Origin of the sequence: Sphingosinicella sp. (assembly GCF_052388015.1) — a bacterium.
In the GTDB taxonomy this organism is placed as follows: Bacteria; Pseudomonadota; Alphaproteobacteria; order Sphingomonadales; family Sphingomonadaceae; genus Allosphingosinicella.
Genome location: NZ_JBQTIN010000156.1, coordinates 1 through 21,851, shown reverse-complemented (window position 1 = coordinate 21,851; position 21,851 = coordinate 1). Strand labels below are relative to the sequence as shown.

Here is a 21,851-nt window from a genome sequence, read left to right as displayed (position 1 = left end):
CCGCGCGCGCCGGTGATGCGATGACTCCCGCCGCGCGCGTCCAGGCCGCGATCGAGTTGCTCGACGCCATCCTCGCCGCCGCGCGCGAGAGCGGGGCGGCGGCGGACGCGCTGATCGCGCGCTATTTCAAAACGAGACGCTATGCGGGATCGAAGGACCGGCGCGCCGTTCGCGATCTGGTCTATCGCGCCATCCGTCGCGCCGGCGAGCCGCCTGAATCCGGCCGGACGGCGATGCTCGGCCTCGCCGGCGACCAGCCTGATTTGCTGACCCTGTTCGACGGCTCGGCCCACGGACCCGCGCCGCCGCGAGCCGACGAGCAGGCTGCGCCGGCCGCGATCGCGCCGGCCTGGCTGCTGGACCGGCTCGATCCGCTGGTCGGGCCGGACGAGCGGGCCATCCTGCTCGATCGCGCGCCGCTGGACCTTCGCGCGAACAGGCTCAAAGGGACGCGCGACGCCGCGCTCGCGGCGCTGCCCGACGCCGCGCCGACACCGCATGCGCCGCTCGGCCTGCGCCTGCCGGAAGCCATGCGAGTGGAGGAAAGCGCGGCCTGGCGCGAGGGCCAGATCGAGGTGCAGGACGAAGGCAGTCAGCTCGTCTGTCTTGCCTGCGAAGCGCGGCCGGGTGAGCGGGTGGTCGACCTGTGCGCGGGGGCGGGCGGCAAGACGCTGGCGCTCGCCGCCGAGATGGCGAATCAGGGCGCGATCATCGCCGCCGACAGCGATCGCGGCCGCCTCCAGCGGCTGCCGCAACGCGCCCAGCGCGCGGGGGCCACGATCATCGAAAGCCGCCTGATCGATCCGGGTCAGGAGGCGGAAACGCTCGCCGATCTGGCCTGGCAGGGCGATCTCGTGCTGGTCGACGCGCCCTGCTCGGGCTCCGGCACCTGGCGGCGCAACCCAGAGACGCGCTGGCGGGCCACGCCGGAGCGTTTGGAAGGCCTCGTGGAGCTGCAGGCGCGGCTGCTCGACATCGCCGCCGGCCTGCTCAAGCCGGGCGGGCGGCTGGTCTATGCGGTCTGCTCCTTGCTCGCCGAGGAGGGCAGGGGTCAAGCGGCGGCGCTGACCGGCCGTTCATCGCTGGTTCCGGAAGAGATCGCCATCTCGGCCGGGCGCGCTGCCGGGAGCGGGCTGTTGCTCACCCCGGGCCATGACGGCACGGACGGCTTTTTCGTCGCGCGCTGGCGGCGGCCATGCTAGGCTTGCCGCCGAAGACCATGGAGTTCTGGATGCGCCTTACCCCCGTTGCTCTCACCCTGGCGATCGCGCTCGGCACGATGGCCAGCGCCGGTTTCGGCCAGCGCCCCGACGATGTCATCGACCAGCGCTCGATGGCCCTCGTCCAGGAGGCGCAGACGCAGTCCGCCGCCAGCCGCTACAACGAGGCGATCGACCTGCTCGAGTCCGCGCTCGCCGTCGACCCCCGCAACCGCGCCGCTTATATCGCGCTCGGCCGGGTCGCGCAGGCGCAGCGCCTGCCGGGCAAGGCGATCGGCTATTATGCCGACGCGCTGCAGATCGAGCCCAACGACCAGGCGGCGCTGGCGGCGCAGGGCGAGGCCTATGTCCAGCGCGGCGCGGTCGAGCGGGCGCGGGCGAACCTGACCCGGCTGCGCACCCTGTGCGGCCAGTCCTGCGCCAATGCCGATCAGCTCGCCGCCGCGATCACTCGCGGCCCGCCGCCCGAAGCGCTCGCCGCGCAACGGGTCGAGCCCGCGCCGCCGCCCGTCAATCCGCCGCGCCGCAACTAGGCGTCGAGCAACCGCGCCAAGGCGACGAAATCGCCGACGGCGAGCGTTTCGGCGCGCCGCTCTGGGTCGATGCCCAGCGCGGCCAGCGCCGCTTCCGCGCCCGTCACGCCGGCCAGCGAGCGGCGGAGCATCTTGCGGCGCTGGCCGAAGGCAGCGGCGGTGAGGCGCTCCAGCGTCGCGGAGCGGACGCCGGCGGGCGCTTCGCCAGGGATGATGTGGACGACCGCCGACATCACCTTGGGCGGCGGCGTGAAGGCGGAGCGGTGGACCTTCATCGCCAGCCGCGCCGTCGCGCGCCACTGGGCGAGCACCGCGAGCCGGCCGTAAGCGCCGCTCTCCGGCGCAGCGACGATCCGCTCGGCCACCTCGCGCTGGAACATCAACGTGAGCGACTTCCACCAGGGCGGCCAGGCCTCGCCGCCGAGCCAGCGCACCAGCAAGGCGGTGCCGACATTGTAGGGGAGATTGGCGACGATATGGGCCGGGCCGACAGTCGCCGCCTCGTCGATCGCCAGCGCGTCGGCCTGAAGGATCGTCAACTGTCCCGGGAAAGCCTCAGCCAGCTCGCTTAAGGGGGCGAGGCAGCGCCGGTCGCGCTCCACCGCGACGACCTCCGCGCCGGCGCGGAGCAAGGCGCGGGTGAGGCCGCCCGGGCCGGGGCCGACCTCGTAGACACGCTCGCGGCCGAGCGGGCCGGGGACGGCCGCGATCCGGTCGAGCAATTGCTCGTCGAGGATGAAGTTCTGGCCGAGCGCCTTGCTGGCGCTGAGACCGTGGCGAGCGATCACTTCTCGAAGGGGCGGCAGGCCGCCGGGGCGCAGCGGCGGCAGTTGCGGACTCACGCGGCGGCGAGGCGGGCGGCGCATTCTCCCGCAGCGCGGATCGCGGCGATCATCGCGCCCGGATCGGCGAGCCCTAAGCCGGCGATGTCGAAGGCGGTGCCGTGGTCCGGCGAGGTGCGGACGATCGGCAGGCCGAGCGTGACGTTGATCCCCTCTTCGAAATGGAGCGTCTTGAGCGGGATCAGACCCTGGTCGTGATACATGCAGAGCGCGAGATCATAGCCTTCGCGCCGCCGCGCGGCGAACATGATGTCCGGCGCATGAGGGCCGCTCGCCTCGATGCCTTCCTCGCGCAGCCGTTCGATCGCCGGCGCGATGATCTCGATCTCCTCGCGGCCCAGCGTCCCGTCCTCGCCGGCATGAGGGTTGAGGCCGGCGACCGCGAGGCGGGGGTTCTCGATGCCGAACTGGCGCTGGAGGCCGCGCGCCGCGGCGCGGCCCTTGGTGACGATCGTTTCGATGCTGAGCGCCGCCGGCACTTCGGCGAGCGGGATATGGGTGGTGACCGGCACGACCCTGAGGCTCGGCCCGGCCAGCATCATCGCGATCAGATCCCCGGAGACGCCGCAGCGCTCGGCGACGAACTCGGTCTGGCCGGGATGGGTGAACCCGACCGCATAGAGCCGGCTCTTCGACACCGGCCCGGTCACCAGGCCCGAAGCCGCGCCCATCTGGGCTAGCCCGACCGCCAACTCGAGCGCGTCGAGCGCGTTGCGCGCCTCCGCCAAGCCGGGGCTGCTCAGGGCGAGCGCAGAATCGGCGACGTCGATCACGGGCAAGGCCTGGTCGAACGCCGCGGCCGCACCGGCGGGATCGTCGACGATGGCCACCGGCCCGTCCCAGGCCTTCTTTACCGCGTCGACATCGCCGACTGCGAAGAACAGCGGAAGTGCCTCGGCCTGTCGCCGCTCCCAGCTCTTGGCGATCACCTCGGGGCCGATGCCGGCCGGATCGCCCAGCGAAACGGCGAGCGGCGCGATCATCGCGTCAGCGATAGTCGATCACCGCGTCGCGGCGGAGGTCGCGCAGAAAGCGCTGGGCGCGCATGCCGACACGCTGCTCGAGCAGGCTATTCTGGATCGCCTCAGGATTGGGCGCGGCCACCGGAGGCGGCTCGTCGCGGCCGCAGACGATGAGAATGCTGACCCGCTCCTGCGAGCCGAACGGCGCGGTCGCCTGACCGACGCTGAGCGCCAGCAGCGGCTGCTGCAAGGGCGCAGGCAGATCGCGCACCCGCACCTGATCGTTGTTGACGAGCTCGGCGCCGATCGCCTGCGCTGCTGCCGCGGCGCCGCCGCAGCCGCCCATATTCTGGCTGCGCTCCTGGAGCTGGCTGGCGCGGGCCTGCGCCTGCTGCGACGTGGTGCCGGCGGGCAGCACGATCGACATCTGCATCAGGCTGAGGCGCGCGTCGCGCGGGTCCGGCAGCCCGAGCCGCCGCGCGTCGGCCAGCGCGACAACCGAAAAGCCGCCCGGCACGGGGATGGGGTCGCTGATCGCGCCGACCGGCATTTCGCGAACGACCGTGGCGATCTCGTCCGGCAATTGCTCGGCTCGCACCCAGCCGAGATCGCCGCCCACCGCTGCCGTCGAAGCCTCCGAGAATTGCCGCGCATAAGCGCCGAACGAAGCGCCGCCGCGGATCTGCTGGACCAGCCGCGCCGCATTGGTCTGTGCGGCCGTCTGCGTCTCCGGCGTGGCGGAAACGAAAATCTCGGCGACACGATATTCGGTCTGGCCCTGCGAGGCCTGAATGCGCTCGAGGATCACCCGCACCTCGTCGTCGCCGACGGTGACGAACGGCTCGACCACGCGACGCTGCAATCGCTGCCAGGCGAGCTCGCCGCGAATCTGGCGCTTCAGCGAGCGATCCGAGGCGCCGACGCTGCGCAGATAGGCGGTGAAGCCCGCGGGGCTCTGGTTGAAGTTGCGCGAGAAGCGGTTGTAATAATCGTCGACCTCGCGATCCTCGACGGTGATTTCCTGCCGGGTCGCTTCCTGAATCTGCAGCGTTTCATCGATCAGGTTGCGCAGCACCTGGGCGCGCACCCGTTGCAATTCCTCGGGCGGCAGCGTGACCCGATTGGAGGCGACGATCAAAGCGAGGCGCTGGTCGACATCGGTCTCGGTGATGATCTCGCCATTCACGATCGCCGTCGCCTTGCGGATTCCGGGCTGCTGCGGTCCGACGAACTGGACGTTGTACGGAAGCTGAAGCGGACCTTGCCCGGACTGCGCCGCCGCGACGACCGAAAGCAGCGTGGTCGCGACCATCACGCTCGCGCCCTTGAACCAACCGAGCCTCATCATTCCTCCAATGAAAGCAGGGGCCTATCCTGAGGCCGCCGACCTGAACCCTCGCTGAGCGCCCTCTCTAGCGGCCCAGGTTTCTGAGCGCCACCCGAATGAGGAAGGTATTGCCCCGCCGCGCGTCGCCGGTGGTCTCATAGTCGCGCCGCCAGGTCACGCCAAGCTCGATGCAATCGTCGTCGTAGAGGATGCCGATCCGGTGGCGGATCGGGTCGAAGCCGTCGGCGAGCGACAAGGGGTCTTCGCGGCGGTTGGTAAGATCGACGATCGCCGAGCCGAAGATCGACCAGTAGCGGGCGAACTGCACCCGGCCCCCAACGCGCAGCTCCTCGCGATCGCGCAGATCCTCGATCGCCGGATCGATATTGCGGTTGAGCCGGAGATAGCCGACCGTCGCATAGGTCCGCCGGCCGCCAATGGTCGCATCGACCTCGTTGCGCCGGATCGCCAGATTGTCCTTATCGATCCGGAAGCGATGCGTGATGTTGAGCCGCCGCCCGACCCGGATATTGGTCCGGCCGACGAAATCCGAAAAGCGGTCGGAGAGGCCGGTGCCGGGCGGCAGGATCGCGGCGCGGGTGCTCAGCCGGTAGCTTTGGCCGATATTGCTGTGCAGCGACACGCCCGGCAGGTCGACGTCCCAGTCCGCGCCATAGGTCATCCTGACGCCGTCTTCCCAGCGGTCGTAGCCCGGGAAGCGGTTGAGCGCGAACAGGTTGGAATCCTCGAGATCGACGGCGCGCGCGTCCTCGTTCGGAATGTCGATGTTCTCGGTCGGCGGCGAGGCGACGAATTGCAGGCGCGGCGTGATCCGCTGGGTGCCGCCCATGAACGGGCCGATGAACGGCCAGCGCAGGTCGGCCGCGGCCGCGCCGATGAAACGCCCGGCCCAGCCCTCCTCGCCGCGATAAGCCACCGTCGGCGTCGAGAGGATGTCGTTGGTGTGATAGACGTCGCCGCGCGCGAAGGCGGTGAAGGTCAGCTCCTGGCCGAGCGGAGTCAGCATCCGCCGCTGCCATTGCGCGCTGGCGAAGGCGCGCTGGGTGTCCTGGCCTTCGCGGCGGAGCAAGGCGAGGCTGTTGGCCTGCAAGTCGATCCGGCCGCCGAGCCAGGGATCGTGCATTCGCCAGCGCGCGTCGATCGCCGGCAGCGCGATCGGCTGGGTGCCGTCCACGTCGGTGACGCGCAGCCCCTCGAACGCCCAGCCGGCGATCGAGATATAGGAATTGCGGCCGATCCGCTCGGCATCCACCATGGTGCGCAGCCGGTCGTCGCGGCTGATGTCGTAACGGCGCAGGAACGTGCGGTCGGTGACATAGCGGCCGGAGGCGGTGACGCTCCAGACCGGGCTCAGCTGGAAGCGGCCATTGCCCTCGATATAAGCGCGCCAGCCGTCGTCGGCCGGCGTGCCGACGGGGGCGGTGACCGGCAGCCGCGATCCGTAGGTCAGGTAGCCGCGCACCTGAAGCGCGCCCATCGAGGTGAGCTGGCGATATTCCGCCTCGACCATCGGCAGCACGTCCGAATAGACGTGCGGCGTGATCGTCGCGTCGCGGTTCGGTGCGATGCGGATGTAATAAGGCGCGCTGATCTCGAAGCCGTTCTGGCGGCTGAAGCGGAAATCCGGCACGAGCAGGCCGCTGCCGCCGCCCTGGCTACCGTCGGGGTGCGACAGGCCGGGAAGGGCGAAGACCGGGATTCCGAGCAGGTTCAGCGACGCGCCCTGGTAGCTGATCCGGTGCCGAACCGGATCGTGAACGACGCGCACCGCGTTGATCTGCCAGGTCGGGTCGCGCGGACAGCCATTCTCGTCGACGACGGCGCAGGGGGTGTAGGCGGCGCGGTGGAGAATGGTGATGCCGTTGCGGCGCTCGGCCGACACTGCCGCCAGCCGGCCGCCGTCGGCGAGGACGAGCAGCAGATTCTCGACCACACCGTCGCGCAAAGTGTCCTCGAGCACGACATTGTCGGCATAAGCGACATCGCCTTCGGGCGAGATGATGCGCACGGCGCCGATCGCCCGCACCTCGCCGCTGGTCCGGTTCCAGACGACGCTGTTCGCCCTTAGGTCATAGCCCTCGCGTGTCATCCTGACCTCGCCCGAGGCGGTCACGATCTCGCTGTTCTGGTCATATTCCAGCCGGTCGGAACTGAACTGGACCACCGCCTGGCCACCGGTGGCGGGCGTGGCGGGCGGCGTCGCCGCGGGCTGCTCTTGCGCCATCGCCGTGCCGGCGGCGAGGCCCAGCAGCAGCGGCAGGGCCGTCCGGCAGGTCAGCTTGGTCTTGCTCAACAACCCGGCGGCTCCGGTTTCACCCGTCCCAAGGGGAACGGGCCGGCTATTGCACCTGCGCCCGCCGCCTGCAATGGCGACACAATTCCGGTCGTCGCAACGGCCGCAGAGGAGAAATGGGTTTGATCAAGGTGAGTTTCGCCGCGACGCGGCCGCAAGGCAGCCATGCGCTCGCGATCCCCGTCCGCAGCGAGGACGCGCTCAACCACCGCCTCGCCGATCTCGATTCTGCGGCGCGCGCACTGGCCGAGCGCTCGGCGGAGGCGCAGCGTTTCGAGCGCGAGATCGGCGCGATCGCCGAGACCTTCATCGATGAAGACGGCGCGGCGCGGCGGCTGTTGCTCGTCGGCTATGGCGCGAAGCAGGACGAGGTGGCGCTGCACGAGCGCGTCGGCGGCGCGCTGACCGCGAAATTGCTGACCTCCGGCGAGACCAAGCTGGTTATCGATGCGCGCGGGCTCGACGCCGGCGCCGCCTGCGGGCTCGCTTTCGGCGCCGCGGCGCGCAGCTGGCGCTATGACCTCTATCGCACCAAGCTCGGCCGCAAGCAGAAGCCGACGCTGGAGGAGATCGTCCTGTTCGGCGCGGGCGAGGGGGCGAAGAAGGCCTGGGCGGCCTATGATGCGATGCTCGACGGCCTCGACCTCACCCGCACCCTGGTCACCGAGCCGGCCAACGTCATCTATCCGGAGAGCTTCATCGAGCGGGTGCGCGCCGCGCTCGACGGGACCGGCGTCGACATCCAGGTGCTTGACGAGAAGCAGATGGCGAAGCTGGGCATGAACGCCTTGCTCGGCGTCGGCCGCGGTTCGGCCCGACCGCCGCGCCTGCTGGTGATGCGCTGGAACGGCGGCACGCCGGGCAAAAAGCCGGTCGCCCTGGTCGGCAAGGGGATCACCTTCGACACCGGCGGCATATCGATCAAGCCGGCCCAGGGCATGGAGGCGATGAAGTGGGACATGGGCGGCGCGGGCGCGGTCGCCGGCGCGATGCTCAGCCTCGCGAAGCGCAAGGCCAAGGCGAACGTGGTCGGCGTCTGCGCGCTGGCCGAGAATATGCCGGACGGCAATGCGCAGCGGCCGGGCGACGTCGTGACCTCGATGTCCGGCCAGACGATCGAGGTGATCAACACCGACGCCGAGGGCCGGCTCGTCCTCGCCGACGCGATGACCTGGACCCAGCGCGAGCTGAAGCCCGCAGCGATGATCGACCTCGCCACCCTGACCGGCGCGATGGTGATCAGCCTCGGCCACGAATATGCCGGCATGTTCTCGAACGACGACGGCCTGGCCGACGCGCTGTTCAACGCGGGCGCGGCGAGCGGCGACAAATTGTGGCGGCTGCCGATGGGCGAGGCCTATGACCGGATCATGGACTCGCAGATCGCCGACATGAAGAACAGCGCATCGCGGGAAGGCGGATCGATCACCGCCGCCTGCTTCCTCGGCCGCTTCGTCGACGAGGGGGTGAAATGGGCCCATCTCGACATTGCCGGCATGGCTTGGGCGGACAAGGCGAGCCACCTTTATGACAAGGGCGCGACCGGCTTCGGCGTCGCGTTGCTCGACCGCTATATCGCGGCCAATCACGAAGGCTGAGCGCGGCGGCGCTTGCTCCGATGCGGTCGGTCCCCTAGAGGGCCGGCCGACATCCCATCACATCATTACGGAGCTTAAATCGCCATGGCCGCGACACGGACCTTTTCGATCATCAAGCCGGACGCCACCCGGCGCAACCTGACCGGCGCCGTCACCAAGATGCTGGAGGATGGCGGCCTGCGCGTCGTCGCGTCGAAGCGGATTCGGATGACGAAGGAGCAGGCCGAAGGCTTCTACGCCGTCCACCGCGAGCGATCCTTCTTCAACGATCTCGTCGCCTTCATGACCTCCGGCCCGGTGGTCGTGCAGGTGTTGGAAGGCGACAATGCGGTGCTGCGCAATCGCGAGATCATGGGCGCGACCAACCCGGCCGATGCCGAAGAGGGCACGATCCGCCGCACCTATGCCGAGTCGATCGAAGCGAACAGCGCCCACGGCTCGGACAGCGACGAGAATGCGAAGATCGAGATCGATTTCTTCTTCGCGTCGGACGAGATCGTCGGCTGACGACCCTGTCCCGTTCACGCGCCGGAAACGAATCGCGTGGTGAAATCGGGCCTGCTATGATGCTTGGCTGACGAGCGGGGAGGGGTCGTGTCGCGTTTGAAGATCCTGGCGAGTCTCGCCTTGGTTGCCTGCATCGGCGTCGGTGCCTGGGCGCTGGGCGGCGAAGCTTTCCGGCTGGGGCCTGCAACAGCCGAGACGCCGGTCGTCGGCCTCCAGTCCGGCCGCACCGCCGCGCAGCGCACCAGCTATCGCGTCGTCGGCGTCGGCGACATCATGATGGGCAGCGACTGGCCGAGCCCGATCATGGACCCCAGGATCACGCCGGACGCCGATCCGCGCGCTCTGCTCGGCCCGGAGATCAGCGGTCTCTTCCGCTCCGGCGACGTCGTCTTCGGCAATTTCGAAGGCACGATTCACACCAGCAGCGCCAATCCAAAGGCCTGCGGCAATCCGCGCCTCTGCTTCACCTTCAGGAGCCCGCCCTTCCACGCGGACTATCTGCGCCGGGCCGGCTTCACCCTCATCTCCAACGCCAACAATCACAGCCGCGATTTCGGCGAGGGTGGCCGCGCGCTGAGCTATCAGAGCCTTACGCGGGCCGGCCTGATCGTCAGCGGCGCCGATACGCCGCAGACGCGGATCGGCGTCCAGCGGCTGGCCGACGGCACGACCTTCGCGCTCGTCGCCTTCGGCCACAATCCCGGCCTGATGCAGGTCGGCGATCTCGGCCGGCTCGCGGCGATGGTGCGCGAGGCGGACGCCCGCGCGGACATCGTCATCGTCTCCTGCCATATCGGCGCGGAGGGCGAGAGCCGGAGCGCGATCACGCGGCAGACCGAGATGTTCGTCGGCGAGAATCGCGGCAACCCCTTCGCCTTCGGCCGGGCCGCGGTCGATGCGGGCGCGGACATCGTCTTCTGCCACGGGCCGCACGTGCCGCGCGCGATGGAGGTCTATCGCGGCCGCTTCATCGCCTACAGCCTCGGCAATTTCTGGACCTATGGCCGGTTCAACCTCAACAATACGTCCGGCCTCGCGCCGATCGCGGACCTTCAGGTCGGCCGTGACGGCGCGCTGCGCTCGGCGCGGATCGTGTCGGCGCGCCAGACCCGGCCCGGCGGCCCGGTCTACGATCCGAGCGGCGCGGCGGGACAGCGCATGGCCGAGCTCGCCCAGCGCGACATCCCGGAGGCCGGGATCACGATCGATCGGGAAGGCGTGGTAAGCTGGCGCCGGCAATAAGGCGGCAATATTCCTCCAGCGCGACCGGGTAGAGGCGATGCTCCGCCTCCAGCACGCGCGCCGCGAGGCTCTCGGCATCGTCGCGCGGCAGGATGCGGACCTTTTCCTGCGCCAGCACTGGCCCGGCATCGAGATCGGCGGTCACCAGATGGACGGAGCAGCCGGCGAACTCGTCGCCGGCCATCAGCGCCCGGCGATGGGTGTCGAGCCCGCGATGCGCGGGAAGCAGGGAAGGGTGGATGTTGAGCAGCCGGCCAGACCAGGTATCGACGAAGCCGGGCGAGAGCAGCCGCATATAGCCGGCGAGCGCGACCAGTTCGATCTTGTGCTCGTGCAGCACCACGTCGAGTTCGGCGTCGAAGCCCTCGCGGCTCAGGCCGACATGGCTTTTCGCCCAGCTCTTTAGGCCGAGCCGCTTCGCCACGACCAGCCCGCGCGCTTCCGGCACGTTCGAGGCGATAAGCGCGATGTCGTAGGTCCGCGTCGGGTCGCGCCTTTTGTGCTCGGCAAGCGCGACCATGTTGGAGCCGCGCCCGGAGATCAGGACGGCGACCCGGACGCGGTCAGCCATGATGGGTGGCGGACCAGGGGGCACGGGCGCTCCATGTTTCGACCCCGCCCGACACGGTGCAGCCCCTTTGGCCTTCGGTGAGGCGGCCGATCCTGAGCACACTTTCCCCGGCCTCGGTGAGTGATTCAGTCACCGCTGTCACAGCCGCTTCGGCGACGATCGCGGCCATGCCGATCCCGCAATTGAAGGTGCGCGCCATCTCGCCCGGCTCGATATTCCCCTGCGCCTGGAGGAAGGCCATCAGCCGCGGCTGCGGCCAGGCATCGGCGTCGACCTCGGCGTGGCAGCCTTCCGGCAGCACGCGCGGAATATTCTCGAGCAGGCCGCCGCCGGTGATATGGGCGAGCGCCGCGATCCTGCCGGCGCGCACCAGCGGCAGCAGCGATTTGACGTAAATGCGGGTCGGCGCGAGCAAAGCCTCGATCAGCAGCGCGTCCTGATCGAACATGGCGGGGCGGTCGAGCTTCCAGCCGCGCTCCGCCGCGAGCCGGCGGACCAGTGAGAAGCCGTTCGAATGAACGCCGGACGAGGCGAGGCCGAGGATGACGTCGCCGGGCTTCACCGCCTCGCCGGTCAGCGCCTCGCCCCGCTCGACCGCGCCGACACAGAAACCGGCGAGATCATAGTCGCCTTGCGCATACATGCCCGGCATCTCGGCCGTTTCGCCGCCGATCAGCGCGCAGCCGGCCTGACGGCAGCCTTCCGCGATCGAAGCGATCACCCGCTCCGCGACCTCGTTGTCGAGCTTCGCGCAGGCGAAATAGTCGAGGAAGAAGAGCGGCTCGGCGCCCTGCACGATCAGATCGTTGGCGCACATCGCGACGAGGTCGATGCCGACCCCGTCGTGCCGGCCGCTGTCGATCGCGAGCTTGAGCTTGGTGCCGACGCCGTCATTGGCCGCGACCAGCAGCGGATCCTTGTAGCCCGCCGCCTTCGGGTCGAAGAAGCCGCCGAATCCGCCCAGCGAGGCGTCCGCCCCCGGCCGCGCGGTTGCCTTGGCGAGCGGGCCGATCGCCTTCACCAGCGCGTTGCCGGCGGCGATGTCGACGCCCGCTTTGGCATAGGTCCAGCTTTCCCGCTCGCTCATCGGCGCGCCCTAACGAGAACCCGCTTGGATTTCCACGATTCCCTCGCCAGAAGGGCGCGCGTGAGCCCGCGCCGCCTTGCCCTCATCGCGATCCCGCTCGTCCTGCTGCTGTGCGTCGGCGGCGGAACCTGGCTCTATGCCCAGCTGGACGGCGCCGATCGCGGCATTCCGCCGATCGACAGCACCAGCAATTTCGAGGTGGGCGGGATCGAGGTCGACGTCACCGCCCAGAACGCCGAGCGGGCGCGGGTCGAGGGCTGGCGGCAGGCGCAGCGCGAGGGCTGGCGGATGCTCTGGTCGCGCACCACCGGCCGGCCCGCCGCCCAGGCGCCGAACCTGTCCGAGAGCGTGCTCAACACGATCGTCTCCGGCATCGTCATCGAGCAGGAGCAGATCAGCCCGACCCGCTACATCGCGCGCCTGGGCGTGCTCTTCGATCGCGCCCGCACGGGCCAGATGCTGGGCGTCGCGGGGCTCACCCGCCGTTCCGCGCCTTTGCTCGTCATCCCGGTGATGACCACCGGCGGCACCGGCTATTCGTTCGAAATCCGCAACGAGTGGCAGCGCGCCTGGGCGCAGTTCCGCACCGTGCAGACGCCGATCGACTATGTGCGTACCTCGGGCGCCGGGATCGACCCGCTGATTCTCAACCTCGCCCAGAGCCGTCGGCGCGGGCGCGGCTGGTGGCGGATGCTGCTCGATCAATATGGCGGCGCCGACATCGCGATCGCCGAAGTGGACGTGCGGCGCGCCTTCCCGGGCGGCCCGGCGCTGGCGACCTTCACCGCCCGTTTCGGGCCGGACGCGCAAATGCTCGGCCGCTTCCAGCTCCGCGCGGCGAGCAGCGAGGCCCTGCCCGGCATGCTCGACGAGGGCGTGAGGCGGATGGACATGGTCTATCGCCGCGCGCTGGAGGCCGGGCTGCTCCAGCCCGATCCGAGCCTCGTCATCATCGCCCCCGCGGTCCAGCAGGTGATCGAGGAGGAGACCGAGACCGAGGAGCCGGAGCAGCAGCCGGCGACCGGCGCCGGCAATTCGTTCAGCGTCCAGGTCGACACGCCCGATGCCGGAGCGGTGCAGACCGCCGAAGTCTCGGTCAGCCGGGTCGGCGGCGTCACCTCGGCGATCACCACCAGCCTCGCGCTCGGCGGCACCTCGGTGATCCGCGTCACCTATGTCGGCGACGCCGCGGGGCTGCAGGCGGCGCTGCGGGCGCAGGGCTGGAACGTCACGGTCGTGAGCGGCTCGACGCTCCGGATATCGCGCTGACGCCATGAGCCAAATCGCGCTGCCGCTCGCCTGGCCGGTAGCCGAACGGGACGAGGATTTCCTTCTCTCCGACTGCAACCGGGCCGCCTTCGATCATCTGCGTCGCTGGTCGACCTGGCCGGTGATGGCGACATTGCTGACCGGGCCGCGCAAGTCGGGCCGCAGTCTGCTCGGCCGGATCTTCGTCCGCAAGACCGACGGCCGGCTGTTCGACGATGCCGAGGATCATGAGGAGGAGGCGCTGTTCCATGCCTGGAACGAGGCCCAGGAAACGCGGCGGCCGCTGCTGATCGTGGCGGACGCGCCGCCGGCCGCCTGGGGGATCAGGCTGCCCGACCTGAGGTCCCGGCTCGGCGCGACGCCGCTGGTCGAGATCGGCGGGCCGGACGACCAGCTGCTCGGCCAGCTGGTGGCAAAATTGCTGGCCGACCGGGGCCTCGCCGTGCCGCAAGAGGTGGTCGACTTTCTGGTCCCGCGCGTCGAACGCAGCTATGTGGCGGCGCAGCGCGTGGTCACGGCGCTTGACGAGGCGATGCTGTCGCGGTCGCGCCGGCTCACCGTGCCGATGGCGAAGCAGGCGCTGGAGGATGCGGGATTGATCGGAAAGGCGAGGAAGAATGGCTGATTCGGTTGCGGGCGCGACGTTGAGCGAAGACGCGGGGGCGGCGCAGGTGCTGCCCGCGACCGAGCCGCGCTTCTTCAATCGGGAGCTGTCCTGGCTCGCCTTCAACCGGCGGGTGCTGGAGGAGGCGTGCAATCCGGCGCATCCGTTGCTGGAGCGGCTGCGCTTCCTCTCCATTTCGGGCAGCAATCTCGACGAATTCTTCATGGTCCGGGTCGCCGGCCTGAAGGGGCAGCAGCTCGCCAAGGTCGAGGAGCCGTCGGCCGACGGCCTCAACGCCACCCAGCAGCTGGCCGCGATCGTCGCCGAAGCGGACACGCTGACAGCGAGCCAGCAACAGGTCTGGACCGAGCTGCGCGCGACGCTACGCGAGGCGGGCGTCGACGTGCTCGGCAGCGACGCGATCAGCGCAGAGGACGATGCCTGGCTGGAAAAGCACTTCGACGATCATATTTCGCGCGTTCTCACGCCGCAGGCGATCGACCCGGCGCACCCCTTTCCGTTCATTCCCAATCGCGGCTTCTCGCTGATCTTCGATCTGAGGCGTCATTCGGACGGAGAGCCGATTCGCGAATTGCTGATGGTCCCCGCCGCGCTCCCGCGCTTCGTCCGCCTGCCGGGCGACGCGGCGCGTTACGTGCCGATCGAGACCGTGATCAGGCGCCAGATCGCCAAGCTCTTCCCCGGCTACGAATTGCTCGGCGGCGGCGCGTTCCGGGTGATCCGCGACAGCGACATCGAGATCGAGGAAGAAGCCGAGGACCTGGTTCTTTTCTTCCGCGCCGCGATTAAGCGCCGGCGCCGCGGCCGGGTGATCCGTCTGAAGCTGGAGGCGCGCATTCCGGACGCGATGGAGGCGCTGGTCCGCGAGGGCATTGACGCCAGCGAGGCCCTGGTCTTCGAATCGACCGGCTTTCTCGGCATCGCCGATCTCGCCCAGTTGGTCGAGGAGGATCGGCCCGATCTCAAATTCCCGGCCTACACGCCTCGTTTCCCTGAGAGAATCCGCGAATATGACGGCGATTGCTTCGCCGCGATCGGGGCCAAGGACATCGTCGTCCACCACCCCTATGAGACGTTCGACGTCGTCCTGGCGTTCATCCGCCAGGCGGCGGCCGACCCGAACGTCATCGCGATCAAGCAGACGCTCTACCGCGCCGGCAAGCAATCGGCGGTGGTCAACGCGCTGATCCAGGCGGCCGAGGCGGGCAAATCGGTCACCGCCGTGGTCGAGCTGAAGGCCCGCTTCGACGAGGAGCAGAACCTCATGTGGGCGAGCGCGCTCGAGCGCGCCGGCGTCCAGGTCGTCTACGGCTTCATTGAGTGGAAGACGCACGCCAAGATGTCGATGATCGTGCGGCGCGAGGAAGGCGGCTATCGCACCTACTGCCATCTCGGCACCGGCAATTACCATCCGGTCACGGCGCGCATCTATACCGACCTCAGCTTCTTCACCGCCGATCCGGCCATCGGCAGCGATGTCGCCGACATCTTCAACTATATCACCGGCTATATCGAGCCGCGGGCGCTGGAGCTGATCAGCATGTCGCCGCGGGACATGCGCGACGACATCGCCGCCTTGATCGACGCCGAGATCGCCCATGTCCGCGCCGGCCGGCCGGGCGCCATCTGGGCCAAGCTCAACTCGATCGTCGATCCCGCGCTGATCGAAAAGCTCTACGAGGCGAGCTGCGCCGCCGTGCGCGTCGATCTCGTGATCCGCGGCATCTGTTGCCTCCGGCCCGGCGTGCCTGGCATGTCGGAGAATATCCGGGTCAAGTCGATCGTCGGCCGGTTCCTGGAGCATGCCCGGATCTGGTGCTTCGGCAATGGCGACGCGTTGCCCAATCGCGACGCGCCGGTCTTCATCAGCTCGGCCGATTGGATGCCGCGCAATTTCGATCGCCGGGTGGAATATGCGCTGCCGATCCGCAACGAGACCGTCCACGCCCAGATTCTCGACCAGGTGATGGTCGCCAACATGCTCGATGTCGATCAGAGCTGGCGGCTGCTGCCCGACGGCACCTATCTCCGGCTCGACCCGACGGGCGAGGATAAGCCGTTCAACCTCCACCATTATTTCATGACCAATCCGTCGCTCTCGGGCCGCGGCGACGCGCTCCATGCTGAGGGCGCCTTCCCGAAGGCGCTCCGGCTCCCGACCGGCGGCTGATCGCAAGCCCGTGACCGCTCCGGTCGCGATCATCGACATCGGCTCGAACAGCGTCCGGCTGGTCGTCTATTCCGGCGCGACGCGCATCCCCTCGGTCATCTTCAACGAAAAGGTCATGGCGGGGCTCGGCACCGACATGGCGCGGACCGGCGCGCTCGGGGAGGGTGCGCAGGACAGGGCGCTCGCGGCGCTGCGTCGGTACGCTCTGCTCACCCGCCAGATGGGTGTCGCGAGCATTCGCACCGTGGCGACGGCGGCGGTGCGCGAGGCGTCGAACGGCGCCGCTTTTCTCGCCGAGGTTCGCGAGCTTGGCCTCGACCCCGAGACGCTTACCGGCCGGCTGGAGGCGAAGCTCGCCGGCAAGGGCGTCATATCGGCGATTCCGGATGCGAACGGCATCGTCGGCGATCTTGGCGGCGGCAGTCTCGAGCTGGCCGACGTCGCGGGCGGCAGCGTCCGGCGTTGCACGTCGCTGCCGCTCGGCGTGCTGCGTCTCGACGCCCTGGCGGCCGGCGAAGGGGATGGCCTCGCCCGAAGAGCTCGCAAGGCGCTGAGTGGCGCGGGATTCGGCGACGCGGCGAAGGGGCGTCCCTTCTACCTCGTCGGCGGCAGCTGGCGTGCGCTCGCCCAGCTCGACATGGCTCTGTCTGACCATCCGCTGCCGATCGTCCACCAGCATGCCATGGCCGTTGACCGGCCGGCGGCGCTCGTCGCGACGCTGACGCGGCTCGACAGGCAAGGCGCGCGCGAGCTCGGGGTCTCCACCACGCGGCTGGACACGCTTCCGGAGGCCAATTTGCTGCTGGCGGCATTGGTCGACGTGCTCCGTCCGGCCCGGCTGATCGTGTCGAGCTTCGGCATCCGCGAGGGCCTGCTCTACGCGGCGCTCGATCCGCAGACGCGGGCGCGGGACCCGCTGGTCGAGGCGGCGCGCGAGGCGGGGGCCGGTCTGGGGCGCTTCCCCCAGCATGGCGCGCTACTCGACGCCTGGATCGCGCCGCTGTTCGACGATGTTCCGTCCTGCGCCCGTCTGCGGCTCGCCGCCTGCCTGCTCTCGGACATCGCCTGGGCGGCGCATCCCGATTTCCGCGCGGAGCGTGGCGTCGATATGGCGCTGCATGGGAATTGGGTGGCGATTGACGCTCCAGGGCGGGCGATGCTCGCCCAGGCCCTGTTCACGGCATTCGGTGGCGGCAAGACGCTGCCTTACCCGGACATTGCCGCTCTGTGCGCACCCGACGAAATCCCGCGCGCGACGCGCTGGGGACTGGCGATCCGGCTTGGCCAGCGGCTCAGCGGCGGGGTCGCGGCGGGGCTGGAGCGCAGCCGGCTGGAGCGGCGCGGCGACGCGCTGCGGCTAAAGCTCAGGGACGGCGCGCTCGCCGGCGAAGCGGTGGAGCGGCGCCTGAGGACGCTGGCGACGGAGCTTGGGCTGAAGCCGGAACTCGTCCTGCCCTAGAGCCTGATTCACGTTTAGCCGCAGTCGAATCGTTCGATCCGGCCATCGCCGTTCAGGTGCACGTTCAGCCGGTCGCCGCGATAATCCATCGTCACCATATCGCCGGGCCGGATCACCCGCGCGGCCCGTGCGCCGCTCCGCCGTAACGCCTCGGGCCGAAGCGAATCGGACCATGCGCGGCCGACCATCGACGCGAGCGCCGCCGCATTGCATGTCCGGATCGGATCGGCGCCGGCTGGCGCCTCGGCCGGTGCGCAGGCCGCCGCGGCCAGCGCCAGCAGGATCATCGCTTTCATGCCGTTTGCTCCGGTTCGGTGCGGGTCATGGCGAGCTTGCCGCCCTTGATCGCAAAGGCGAGCCGGCCCTCGACCAAATCGAGCGCGTCGCGGCCGAATTCCTCGAACCGCCAGCCTTCGAGGATGGCAAGGCCCTCGCGCCGGCCGGCGGCGAGCTGCTCGAGCTCGTCCGATCGCGCGACCAGCCGCGGCGCGACATTGCTTTCGCGGGCGCGAATCTTGAGCAGCAGCTTGAGCAGGTCGGCGACCAGTGCGCCCTCTCGCCCGAGTCCCGGGCCGCGATCCTCGCGCGGCGGTAGCTCGGCGGCGCTCAGCGGCTCGGCATGGGCGAGCGCCTCCATCATCCGCGCCCCGATGTCGTTGGTCCGCCAGGCCGGCGAGAGGCCGCGCACCTTGCCCAGCGCATCCTGTTCGGCCGGTGGATGGAGCGCGACGTCGGCCAGCGTCTCGTCCTTCATGATTCGGCCGCGCGGGAGATTCTTCGAGCGCGCCTCGATCTCGCGCCAGCCGGCGAGCGCCTTCAGCCGGCCGAGCACGTCCGGCTTGCGGCTCTGGATCTTCACCCTCTTCCAGGCCACGACGGGATCGTTTGCATAATGAGCCGGTTCGGCGATCCGCTCCATCTCCTGGTCGAGCCATTCGCCGCGGCCGGTCCGCTTCAGCCGCTCCAGCATTTTCGGGAACAGCTCGGCGAGATGGGTGACGTCGCCGATCGCATAGTCGATCTGGCGCTTGTCGAGCGGGCGACGGGCCCAGTCGGTGAAGCGCGCGCCCTTGTCGAGGCTGCGGCCGAGGAGCGATTCGACGAGATTCTGGTAGCCGACCTGCTCGCCGAGCCCGAGCGCCATCGCCGCGATCTGGGTGTCGAACAAGGGATGCGGGGTGCCGCCGGTCAGGTTGAAGACGATCTCGATATCCTGCCCGCCGGCGTGGAAGACCTTGAGCACGTCCTCATTGTTGACCAGCAGGTTGAGCAAGGGCGCGAGGTCGATGCCCTCCGCCTTGGGGTCGATCGCCGCCGCTTCCTCGGTGCTGGCGACCTGGAACAGGCACAGGTCCGGCCAATAGGTGTTCTCGCGCATGAACTCGGTGTCGACCGTCACAAAGGGCGCGCGGGCGAGTCGTTCGCAGAGCTTTTCGAGGCTGGCGGTGTCGGTGATCAGGGGATGGATAAGCATCTGCGCGCTCTCATAGCGATGGCGGCGCGCTTGACAAAGCGGCTTGCGTGACGCGAAGCGCACCGGCGCTTTTCAAGCGAATCCCATAAATTGGAAGCCAGTTCGATGCACGCCTACCGTTCCCATCATTGCGCCCAGCTCCGTGAGAGCGACGTCGGCGCGCGCGTGAAGCTTTCCGGCTGGATCCACCGCAAGCGCGACCATGGCGGCGTGCTGTTCGTCGATCTCAGGGATCATTACGGGCTGACCCAGATCGTCTGCCGCGCCGGCAGCGCGCCGCTCGCCGCGCTGGAGCATTTGCGCGCCGAGTCGGTGGTGACGGTCGAGGGCGAAGTCGTGTCTCGCGGCGCAGAGGCGACCAATCCGAATATGGCCACGGGCGCGATCGAGGTCGTTGCCGACGGCGTCACGATCCAGTCGGCGGCCGAGGAGCTGCCGATGCCGGTCGCCGGCGAGGCGGATTATCCAGAGGATATCCGGCTTCGCTACCGCTATCTCGATCTCAGGCGGGACCGGCTGCATGCCAATATCGTGCTGCGGTCGCAGGTGATCAGCTCGATCCGGCGGCGGATGATCGACGCCGGCTTCACCGAGTTCCAGACGCCGATCCTGACCGCTTCCAGCCCCGAAGGAGCGCGCGACTATCTCGTCCCCAGCCGCGTCCATCCCGGCAAGTTCTACGCGCTCCCCCAGGCGCCGCAGATGTTCAAGCAGCTGATCATGGTCGCCGGCTTCGACCGCTATTTCCAGATCGCCCCCTGCTTCCGCGACGAGGACGCGCGCGCCGACCGCTCGCCCGGCGAATTCTACCAGCTCGACTTCGAGATGAGCTTCGTCACCCAGGACGACGTGTTCGAAGCGATCGAGCCGGTGCTCGCCGGTGTTTTCCAGGAGTTCGCGAACGGCAAGAGCGTAACGCCCGCCGGCCAGTTCCCGCGCATCCCCTATCGCGAGGCGATGCTGAAATACGGCTCCGACAAGCCGGACCTTCGCAACCCCATACTGATCTCCGACGTGTCGGGCCATTTCGAGGGCTCGGGATTCGGCCTGTTCGCGCGGATCGTCGGCGAGGGCGGCGTGGTTCGCGCCATCCCGGCGCCCGGCACCGCGGAGAAAAGCCGCAAGTTCTTCGACGACATGAACGAATGGGCGCGCGGAGAAGGCCATGCCGGCTTGGGCTATATCACCCAGAAGGGCGGCGAGCTGGGCGGGCCGATCGCCAAGAATCACGGCGAGGAGGCGACGCGCAAGCTGGTCGAAGCGCTCGGCCTCGGTCCGGACGACGGCATCTTCTTCGCCGCCGGCAAGGAAGCGCAGGCGGCCAGGCTCGCTGGCGCCGCCCGTACACGCGTCGCCGAGGAGCTGGCCCTGATCGCGGATGACAGCTTCCAGTTCTGCTGGATCGTCGATTTCCCGATGTATGATTATGACGAGGAGGCGAAGAAGGTCGACTTTTCCCACAACCCCTTCTCGATGCCGCAGGGCGGGCTGGAGGCGCTGGAGAGCAAGGACGCGCTCGACATCCTCGCTTATCAATATGACATCGTCTGCAACGGCGTGGAGCTGTCGTCCGGCGCGATCCGCAACCACCGGCCGGACATCATGTACAAGGCGTTCGAGATCGCCGGCTACACGCGCGAAGAGGTCGACACGAACTTCGCCGGCATGATCAACGCCTTCAAGCTGGGCGCGCCGCCGCATGGCGGATCGGCGCCGGGCATCGACCGGATCGTCATGCTGCTCGCCGACGAGCCGAATATCCGCGAGGTCATCCTGTTCCCGATGAACCAGAAGGCGGAGGACCTGATGATGAACGCGCCCGGCCCGGTGACCGCGAAGCAGCTGCGCGAGCTCAATATCCGGGTGGTGGAGCCCGCCGGCATCGCCGCCAAGGACCCGGCCAAGGTCGTCGCGCCGGAATAACGCGCTGAACCTGTCCCATTCCGGTACAGGTCCGGGACGCAAAGGTTAACGCGCCGCTCCGCCGCGGCTAAGCTCCCGCCGACGGCTTGGGAGGCCAATGATGCGGACCAAATTCTTTGCGGCCCTGGGTGCGGCAGCGCTGCTGGCCGGCTGCGCCTATGACATGGAGCATGCTTATGCCGGCGCGGCTTGGGATGGCGATCGGCCGGAGGTCGATGAGCTGGACGGGCCGGGGGTCGAGATCCTCGACCGCTGGCTGGCCGAGACGCGCGAGGGCAGGGCGATCGTTACAATCGGCTTCCGCGACGCGGCCGAAGGCGAGGTGAGCGAGGATGTCGCCCACCGCGCCAACATCTGGTTCCGGCGCTACGCCGACAGCGACCATGACATGCGGATCACCGACGAGGAGATCCGGATCGCGCTGGTCGCCGCCGGCGGCCGCTACCTGCGCTAAGAAATGGTGCGTTCCCGCGCATTTTTCGCGCGAGACCCCTTGACCTAAATCAGAGTCGCCTCCGTAATGATCACGACCGAATCGGAGGTGGACTATGCGTTTTGTTCCGTTCTCGTTGCTTTGACGATGGTTGCCGGTTCCGGCGCGGCCAAATGACGCGCAGTTCCACGATGAGGTTCTGCGCCGGCTCGACCGGCTCGAGCGCATGGTAGAACGGCTGGAGCGCGAGATCGATCGCGGATCAGCGCTGCGGCCCGGCGGCCCGCCCGGCGGT

At 69.0% G+C, this 21,851-nt stretch carries 19 protein-coding genes; 11 read left to right on the top strand and 8 right to left on the bottom strand.

Annotated features, from left to right (window positions below; translation table 11 throughout):
• Positions 1-20: 20 nt before the first annotated feature.
• Entirely contained in the window at positions 21-1,202 is a 1,182-nt protein-coding gene (locus ACT4N3_RS12750) for an RsmB/NOP family class I SAM-dependent RNA methyltransferase (protein ID WP_444855601.1), read from the top strand.
• 29 nt (positions 1,203-1,231) lie between these two features.
• Positions 1,232-1,753, top strand: a complete 522-nt coding sequence (locus ACT4N3_RS12745; protein WP_444855600.1) for a hypothetical protein — start codon at positions 1,232-1,234, stop codon at positions 1,751-1,753.
• Here ACT4N3_RS12745 and rsmA read toward each other — a convergent pair.
• The 4 genes from rsmA to ACT4N3_RS12725 all read right to left on the bottom strand — a co-directional run bounded on the left by rsmA (position 1,750) and on the right by ACT4N3_RS12725 (position 7,129).
• On the bottom strand, positions 1,750-2,619 hold the full coding sequence (gene rsmA, locus ACT4N3_RS12740) for a 16S rRNA (adenine(1518)-N(6)/adenine(1519)-N(6))-dimethyltransferase RsmA (protein WP_444855599.1): 870 nt from the start codon (positions 2,617-2,619) through the stop codon (positions 1,750-1,752). The two genes, ACT4N3_RS12745 and rsmA, sit on opposite strands and share 4 nt — an antisense overlap.
• A complete protein-coding gene (gene pdxA / locus ACT4N3_RS12735) occupies positions 2,592-3,578 on the bottom strand; it encodes a 4-hydroxythreonine-4-phosphate dehydrogenase PdxA (RefSeq protein ID WP_444855598.1) in 987 nt (328 codons plus the stop codon). The genes rsmA and pdxA overlap by 28 nt, the downstream gene beginning before the upstream one ends.
• Positions 3,579-3,582: 4 nt before the next feature.
• Positions 3,583-4,902 carry a peptidylprolyl isomerase gene (locus ACT4N3_RS12730; protein WP_444855597.1) on the bottom strand — a complete coding sequence of 440 codons (1,320 nt, stop codon included), beginning with the start codon at positions 4,900-4,902 and terminating at the stop codon, positions 3,583-3,585.
• A 67-nt stretch (positions 4,903-4,969) separates the two neighbouring features.
• Complete coding sequence (locus ACT4N3_RS12725) at positions 4,970-7,129, bottom strand: LPS-assembly protein LptD (RefSeq protein ID WP_444855616.1); 2,160 nt, start codon at positions 7,127-7,129, stop codon at positions 4,970-4,972.
• Positions 7,130-7,323: 194 nt separating this feature from the next.
• Between ACT4N3_RS12725 and ACT4N3_RS12720 the strand changes: the two genes are divergently transcribed.
• The 3 genes from ACT4N3_RS12720 (at position 7,324) to ACT4N3_RS12710 (ending at position 10,545) form a co-directional block, all read left to right on the top strand.
• On the top strand, positions 7,324-8,796 hold the full coding sequence (locus tag ACT4N3_RS12720) for a leucyl aminopeptidase (RefSeq protein ID WP_444855615.1): 1,473 nt from the start codon (positions 7,324-7,326) through the stop codon (positions 8,794-8,796).
• A gap of 84 nt (positions 8,797-8,880) precedes the next feature.
• A complete protein-coding gene (ndk, locus tag ACT4N3_RS12715; RefSeq protein WP_444855596.1) occupies positions 8,881-9,303 on the top strand; it encodes a nucleoside-diphosphate kinase in 423 nt (140 codons plus the stop codon).
• A gap of 87 nt (positions 9,304-9,390) precedes the next feature.
• On the top strand, positions 9,391-10,545 hold the full coding sequence (locus tag ACT4N3_RS12710) for a CapA family protein (RefSeq protein WP_444855595.1): 1,155 nt from the start codon (positions 9,391-9,393) through the stop codon (positions 10,543-10,545).
• Here ACT4N3_RS12710 and purN read toward each other — a convergent pair.
• Both purN and purM read right to left on the bottom strand, forming a co-directional pair.
• Positions 10,502-11,116, bottom strand: a complete 615-nt coding sequence (gene purN / locus ACT4N3_RS12705) for a phosphoribosylglycinamide formyltransferase (RefSeq protein WP_444855594.1) — start codon at positions 11,114-11,116, stop codon at positions 10,502-10,504. The genes ACT4N3_RS12710 and purN overlap by 44 nt on opposite strands.
• Entirely contained in the window at positions 11,109-12,203 is a 1,095-nt protein-coding gene (gene purM / locus ACT4N3_RS12700; protein ID WP_444855593.1) for a phosphoribosylformylglycinamidine cyclo-ligase, read from the bottom strand. Before purM ends, purN begins: the two co-directional genes overlap by 8 nt.
• Before the next feature lie 60 nt (positions 12,204-12,263).
• On the opposite strand from purM, the gene ACT4N3_RS12695 reads away from it, so the two are divergent.
• Genes ACT4N3_RS12695 through ACT4N3_RS12680 form a run of 4 tightly spaced genes read left to right on the top strand, consistent with a single transcriptional unit; the run spans position 12,264 to position 17,726 of the window.
• A complete protein-coding gene (locus ACT4N3_RS12695) occupies positions 12,264-13,472 on the top strand; it encodes a heavy-metal-associated domain-containing protein (protein WP_444855592.1) in 1,209 nt (402 codons plus the stop codon).
• A 4-nt stretch (positions 13,473-13,476) separates the two neighbouring features.
• Positions 13,477-14,097, top strand: a complete 621-nt coding sequence (locus tag ACT4N3_RS12690; protein WP_444855591.1) for an HdaA/DnaA family protein — start codon at positions 13,477-13,479, stop codon at positions 14,095-14,097.
• The gene (locus ACT4N3_RS12685; protein WP_444855590.1) at positions 14,090-16,267 is read left to right on the top strand and encodes an RNA degradosome polyphosphate kinase; all 2,178 of its coding nucleotides are present in this window, start codon (positions 14,090-14,092) and stop codon (positions 16,265-16,267) included. The genes ACT4N3_RS12690 and ACT4N3_RS12685 overlap by 8 nt, the downstream gene beginning before the upstream one ends.
• A 10-nt stretch (positions 16,268-16,277) precedes the next feature.
• Entirely contained in the window at positions 16,278-17,726 is a 1,449-nt protein-coding gene (locus ACT4N3_RS12680) for a Ppx/GppA phosphatase family protein (protein WP_444855589.1), read from the top strand.
• A 14-nt stretch (positions 17,727-17,740) separates the two neighbouring features.
• On the opposite strand, the gene ACT4N3_RS12675 is transcribed toward ACT4N3_RS12680, so the two are convergent.
• Both ACT4N3_RS12675 and rnd read right to left on the bottom strand, forming a co-directional pair.
• On the bottom strand, positions 17,741-18,022 hold the full coding sequence (locus ACT4N3_RS12675; protein ID WP_444855588.1) for an I78 family peptidase inhibitor: 282 nt from the start codon (positions 18,020-18,022) through the stop codon (positions 17,741-17,743).
• Positions 18,019-19,200, bottom strand: coding sequence for a ribonuclease D (rnd, locus tag ACT4N3_RS12670; RefSeq protein WP_444855587.1), 1,182 nt, complete (start codon positions 19,198-19,200; stop codon positions 18,019-18,021). The genes ACT4N3_RS12675 and rnd overlap by 4 nt, the downstream gene beginning before the upstream one ends.
• A 105-nt stretch (positions 19,201-19,305) precedes the next feature.
• Here rnd and aspS point away from each other — a divergent pair, with 105 nt between their 5' ends.
• Together aspS and ACT4N3_RS12660 are read left to right on the top strand one after the other, a co-directional pair.
• Positions 19,306-21,123 carry an aspartate--tRNA ligase gene (gene aspS / locus ACT4N3_RS12665; RefSeq protein WP_444855586.1) on the top strand — a complete coding sequence of 606 codons (1,818 nt, stop codon included), beginning with the start codon at positions 19,306-19,308 and terminating at the stop codon, positions 21,121-21,123.
• 100 nt (positions 21,124-21,223) lie between these two features.
• A complete protein-coding gene (locus ACT4N3_RS12660; protein ID WP_444855585.1) occupies positions 21,224-21,577 on the top strand; it encodes a hypothetical protein in 354 nt (117 codons plus the stop codon).
• The last annotated feature ends 274 nt before the right edge of the window (positions 21,578-21,851 follow it).

Bases quoted from the DNA above. Each gene is read 5' to 3' on its own strand.
- purN (WP_444855594.1), bottom strand. From the start codon at position 11,116: ATGGCTGACCGCGTCCGGGTCGCCGTCCTGATCTCCGGGCGCGGCTCC.
- ACT4N3_RS12745 (WP_444855600.1), top strand. From the start codon at position 1,232: ATGCGCCTTACCCCCGTTGCTCTCACCCTGGCGATCGCGCTCGGCACG.
- ACT4N3_RS12730 (WP_444855597.1), bottom strand. From the start codon at position 4,902: ATGAGGCTCGGTTGGTTCAAGGGCGCGAGCGTGATGGTCGCGACCACG.
- rnd (WP_444855587.1), bottom strand. From the start codon at position 19,200: ATGCTTATCCATCCCCTGATCACCGACACCGCCAGCCTCGAAAAGCTC.
- purM (WP_444855593.1), bottom strand. From the start codon at position 12,203: ATGAGCGAGCGGGAAAGCTGGACCTATGCCAAAGCGGGCGTCGACATC.
- ACT4N3_RS12685 (WP_444855590.1), top strand. From the start codon at position 14,090: ATGGCTGATTCGGTTGCGGGCGCGACGTTGAGCGAAGACGCGGGGGCG.
- ndk (WP_444855596.1), top strand. From the start codon at position 8,881: ATGGCCGCGACACGGACCTTTTCGATCATCAAGCCGGACGCCACCCGG.
- pdxA (WP_444855598.1), bottom strand. From the start codon at position 3,578: ATGATCGCGCCGCTCGCCGTTTCGCTGGGCGATCCGGCCGGCATCGGC.
- ACT4N3_RS12725 (WP_444855616.1), bottom strand. From the start codon at position 7,129: ATGGCGCAAGAGCAGCCCGCGGCGACGCCGCCCGCCACGCCCGCCACC.
- rsmA (WP_444855599.1), bottom strand. From the start codon at position 2,619: ATGCGCCGCCCGCCTCGCCGCCGCGTGAGTCCGCAACTGCCGCCGCTG.
- ACT4N3_RS12750 (WP_444855601.1), top strand. From the start codon at position 21: ATGACTCCCGCCGCGCGCGTCCAGGCCGCGATCGAGTTGCTCGACGCC.
- ACT4N3_RS12660 (WP_444855585.1), top strand. From the start codon at position 21,224: ATGCGGACCAAATTCTTTGCGGCCCTGGGTGCGGCAGCGCTGCTGGCC.
- ACT4N3_RS12690 (WP_444855591.1), top strand. From the start codon at position 13,477: ATGAGCCAAATCGCGCTGCCGCTCGCCTGGCCGGTAGCCGAACGGGAC.
- ACT4N3_RS12675 (WP_444855588.1), bottom strand. From the start codon at position 18,022: ATGAAAGCGATGATCCTGCTGGCGCTGGCCGCGGCGGCCTGCGCACCG.
- aspS (WP_444855586.1), top strand. From the start codon at position 19,306: ATGCACGCCTACCGTTCCCATCATTGCGCCCAGCTCCGTGAGAGCGAC.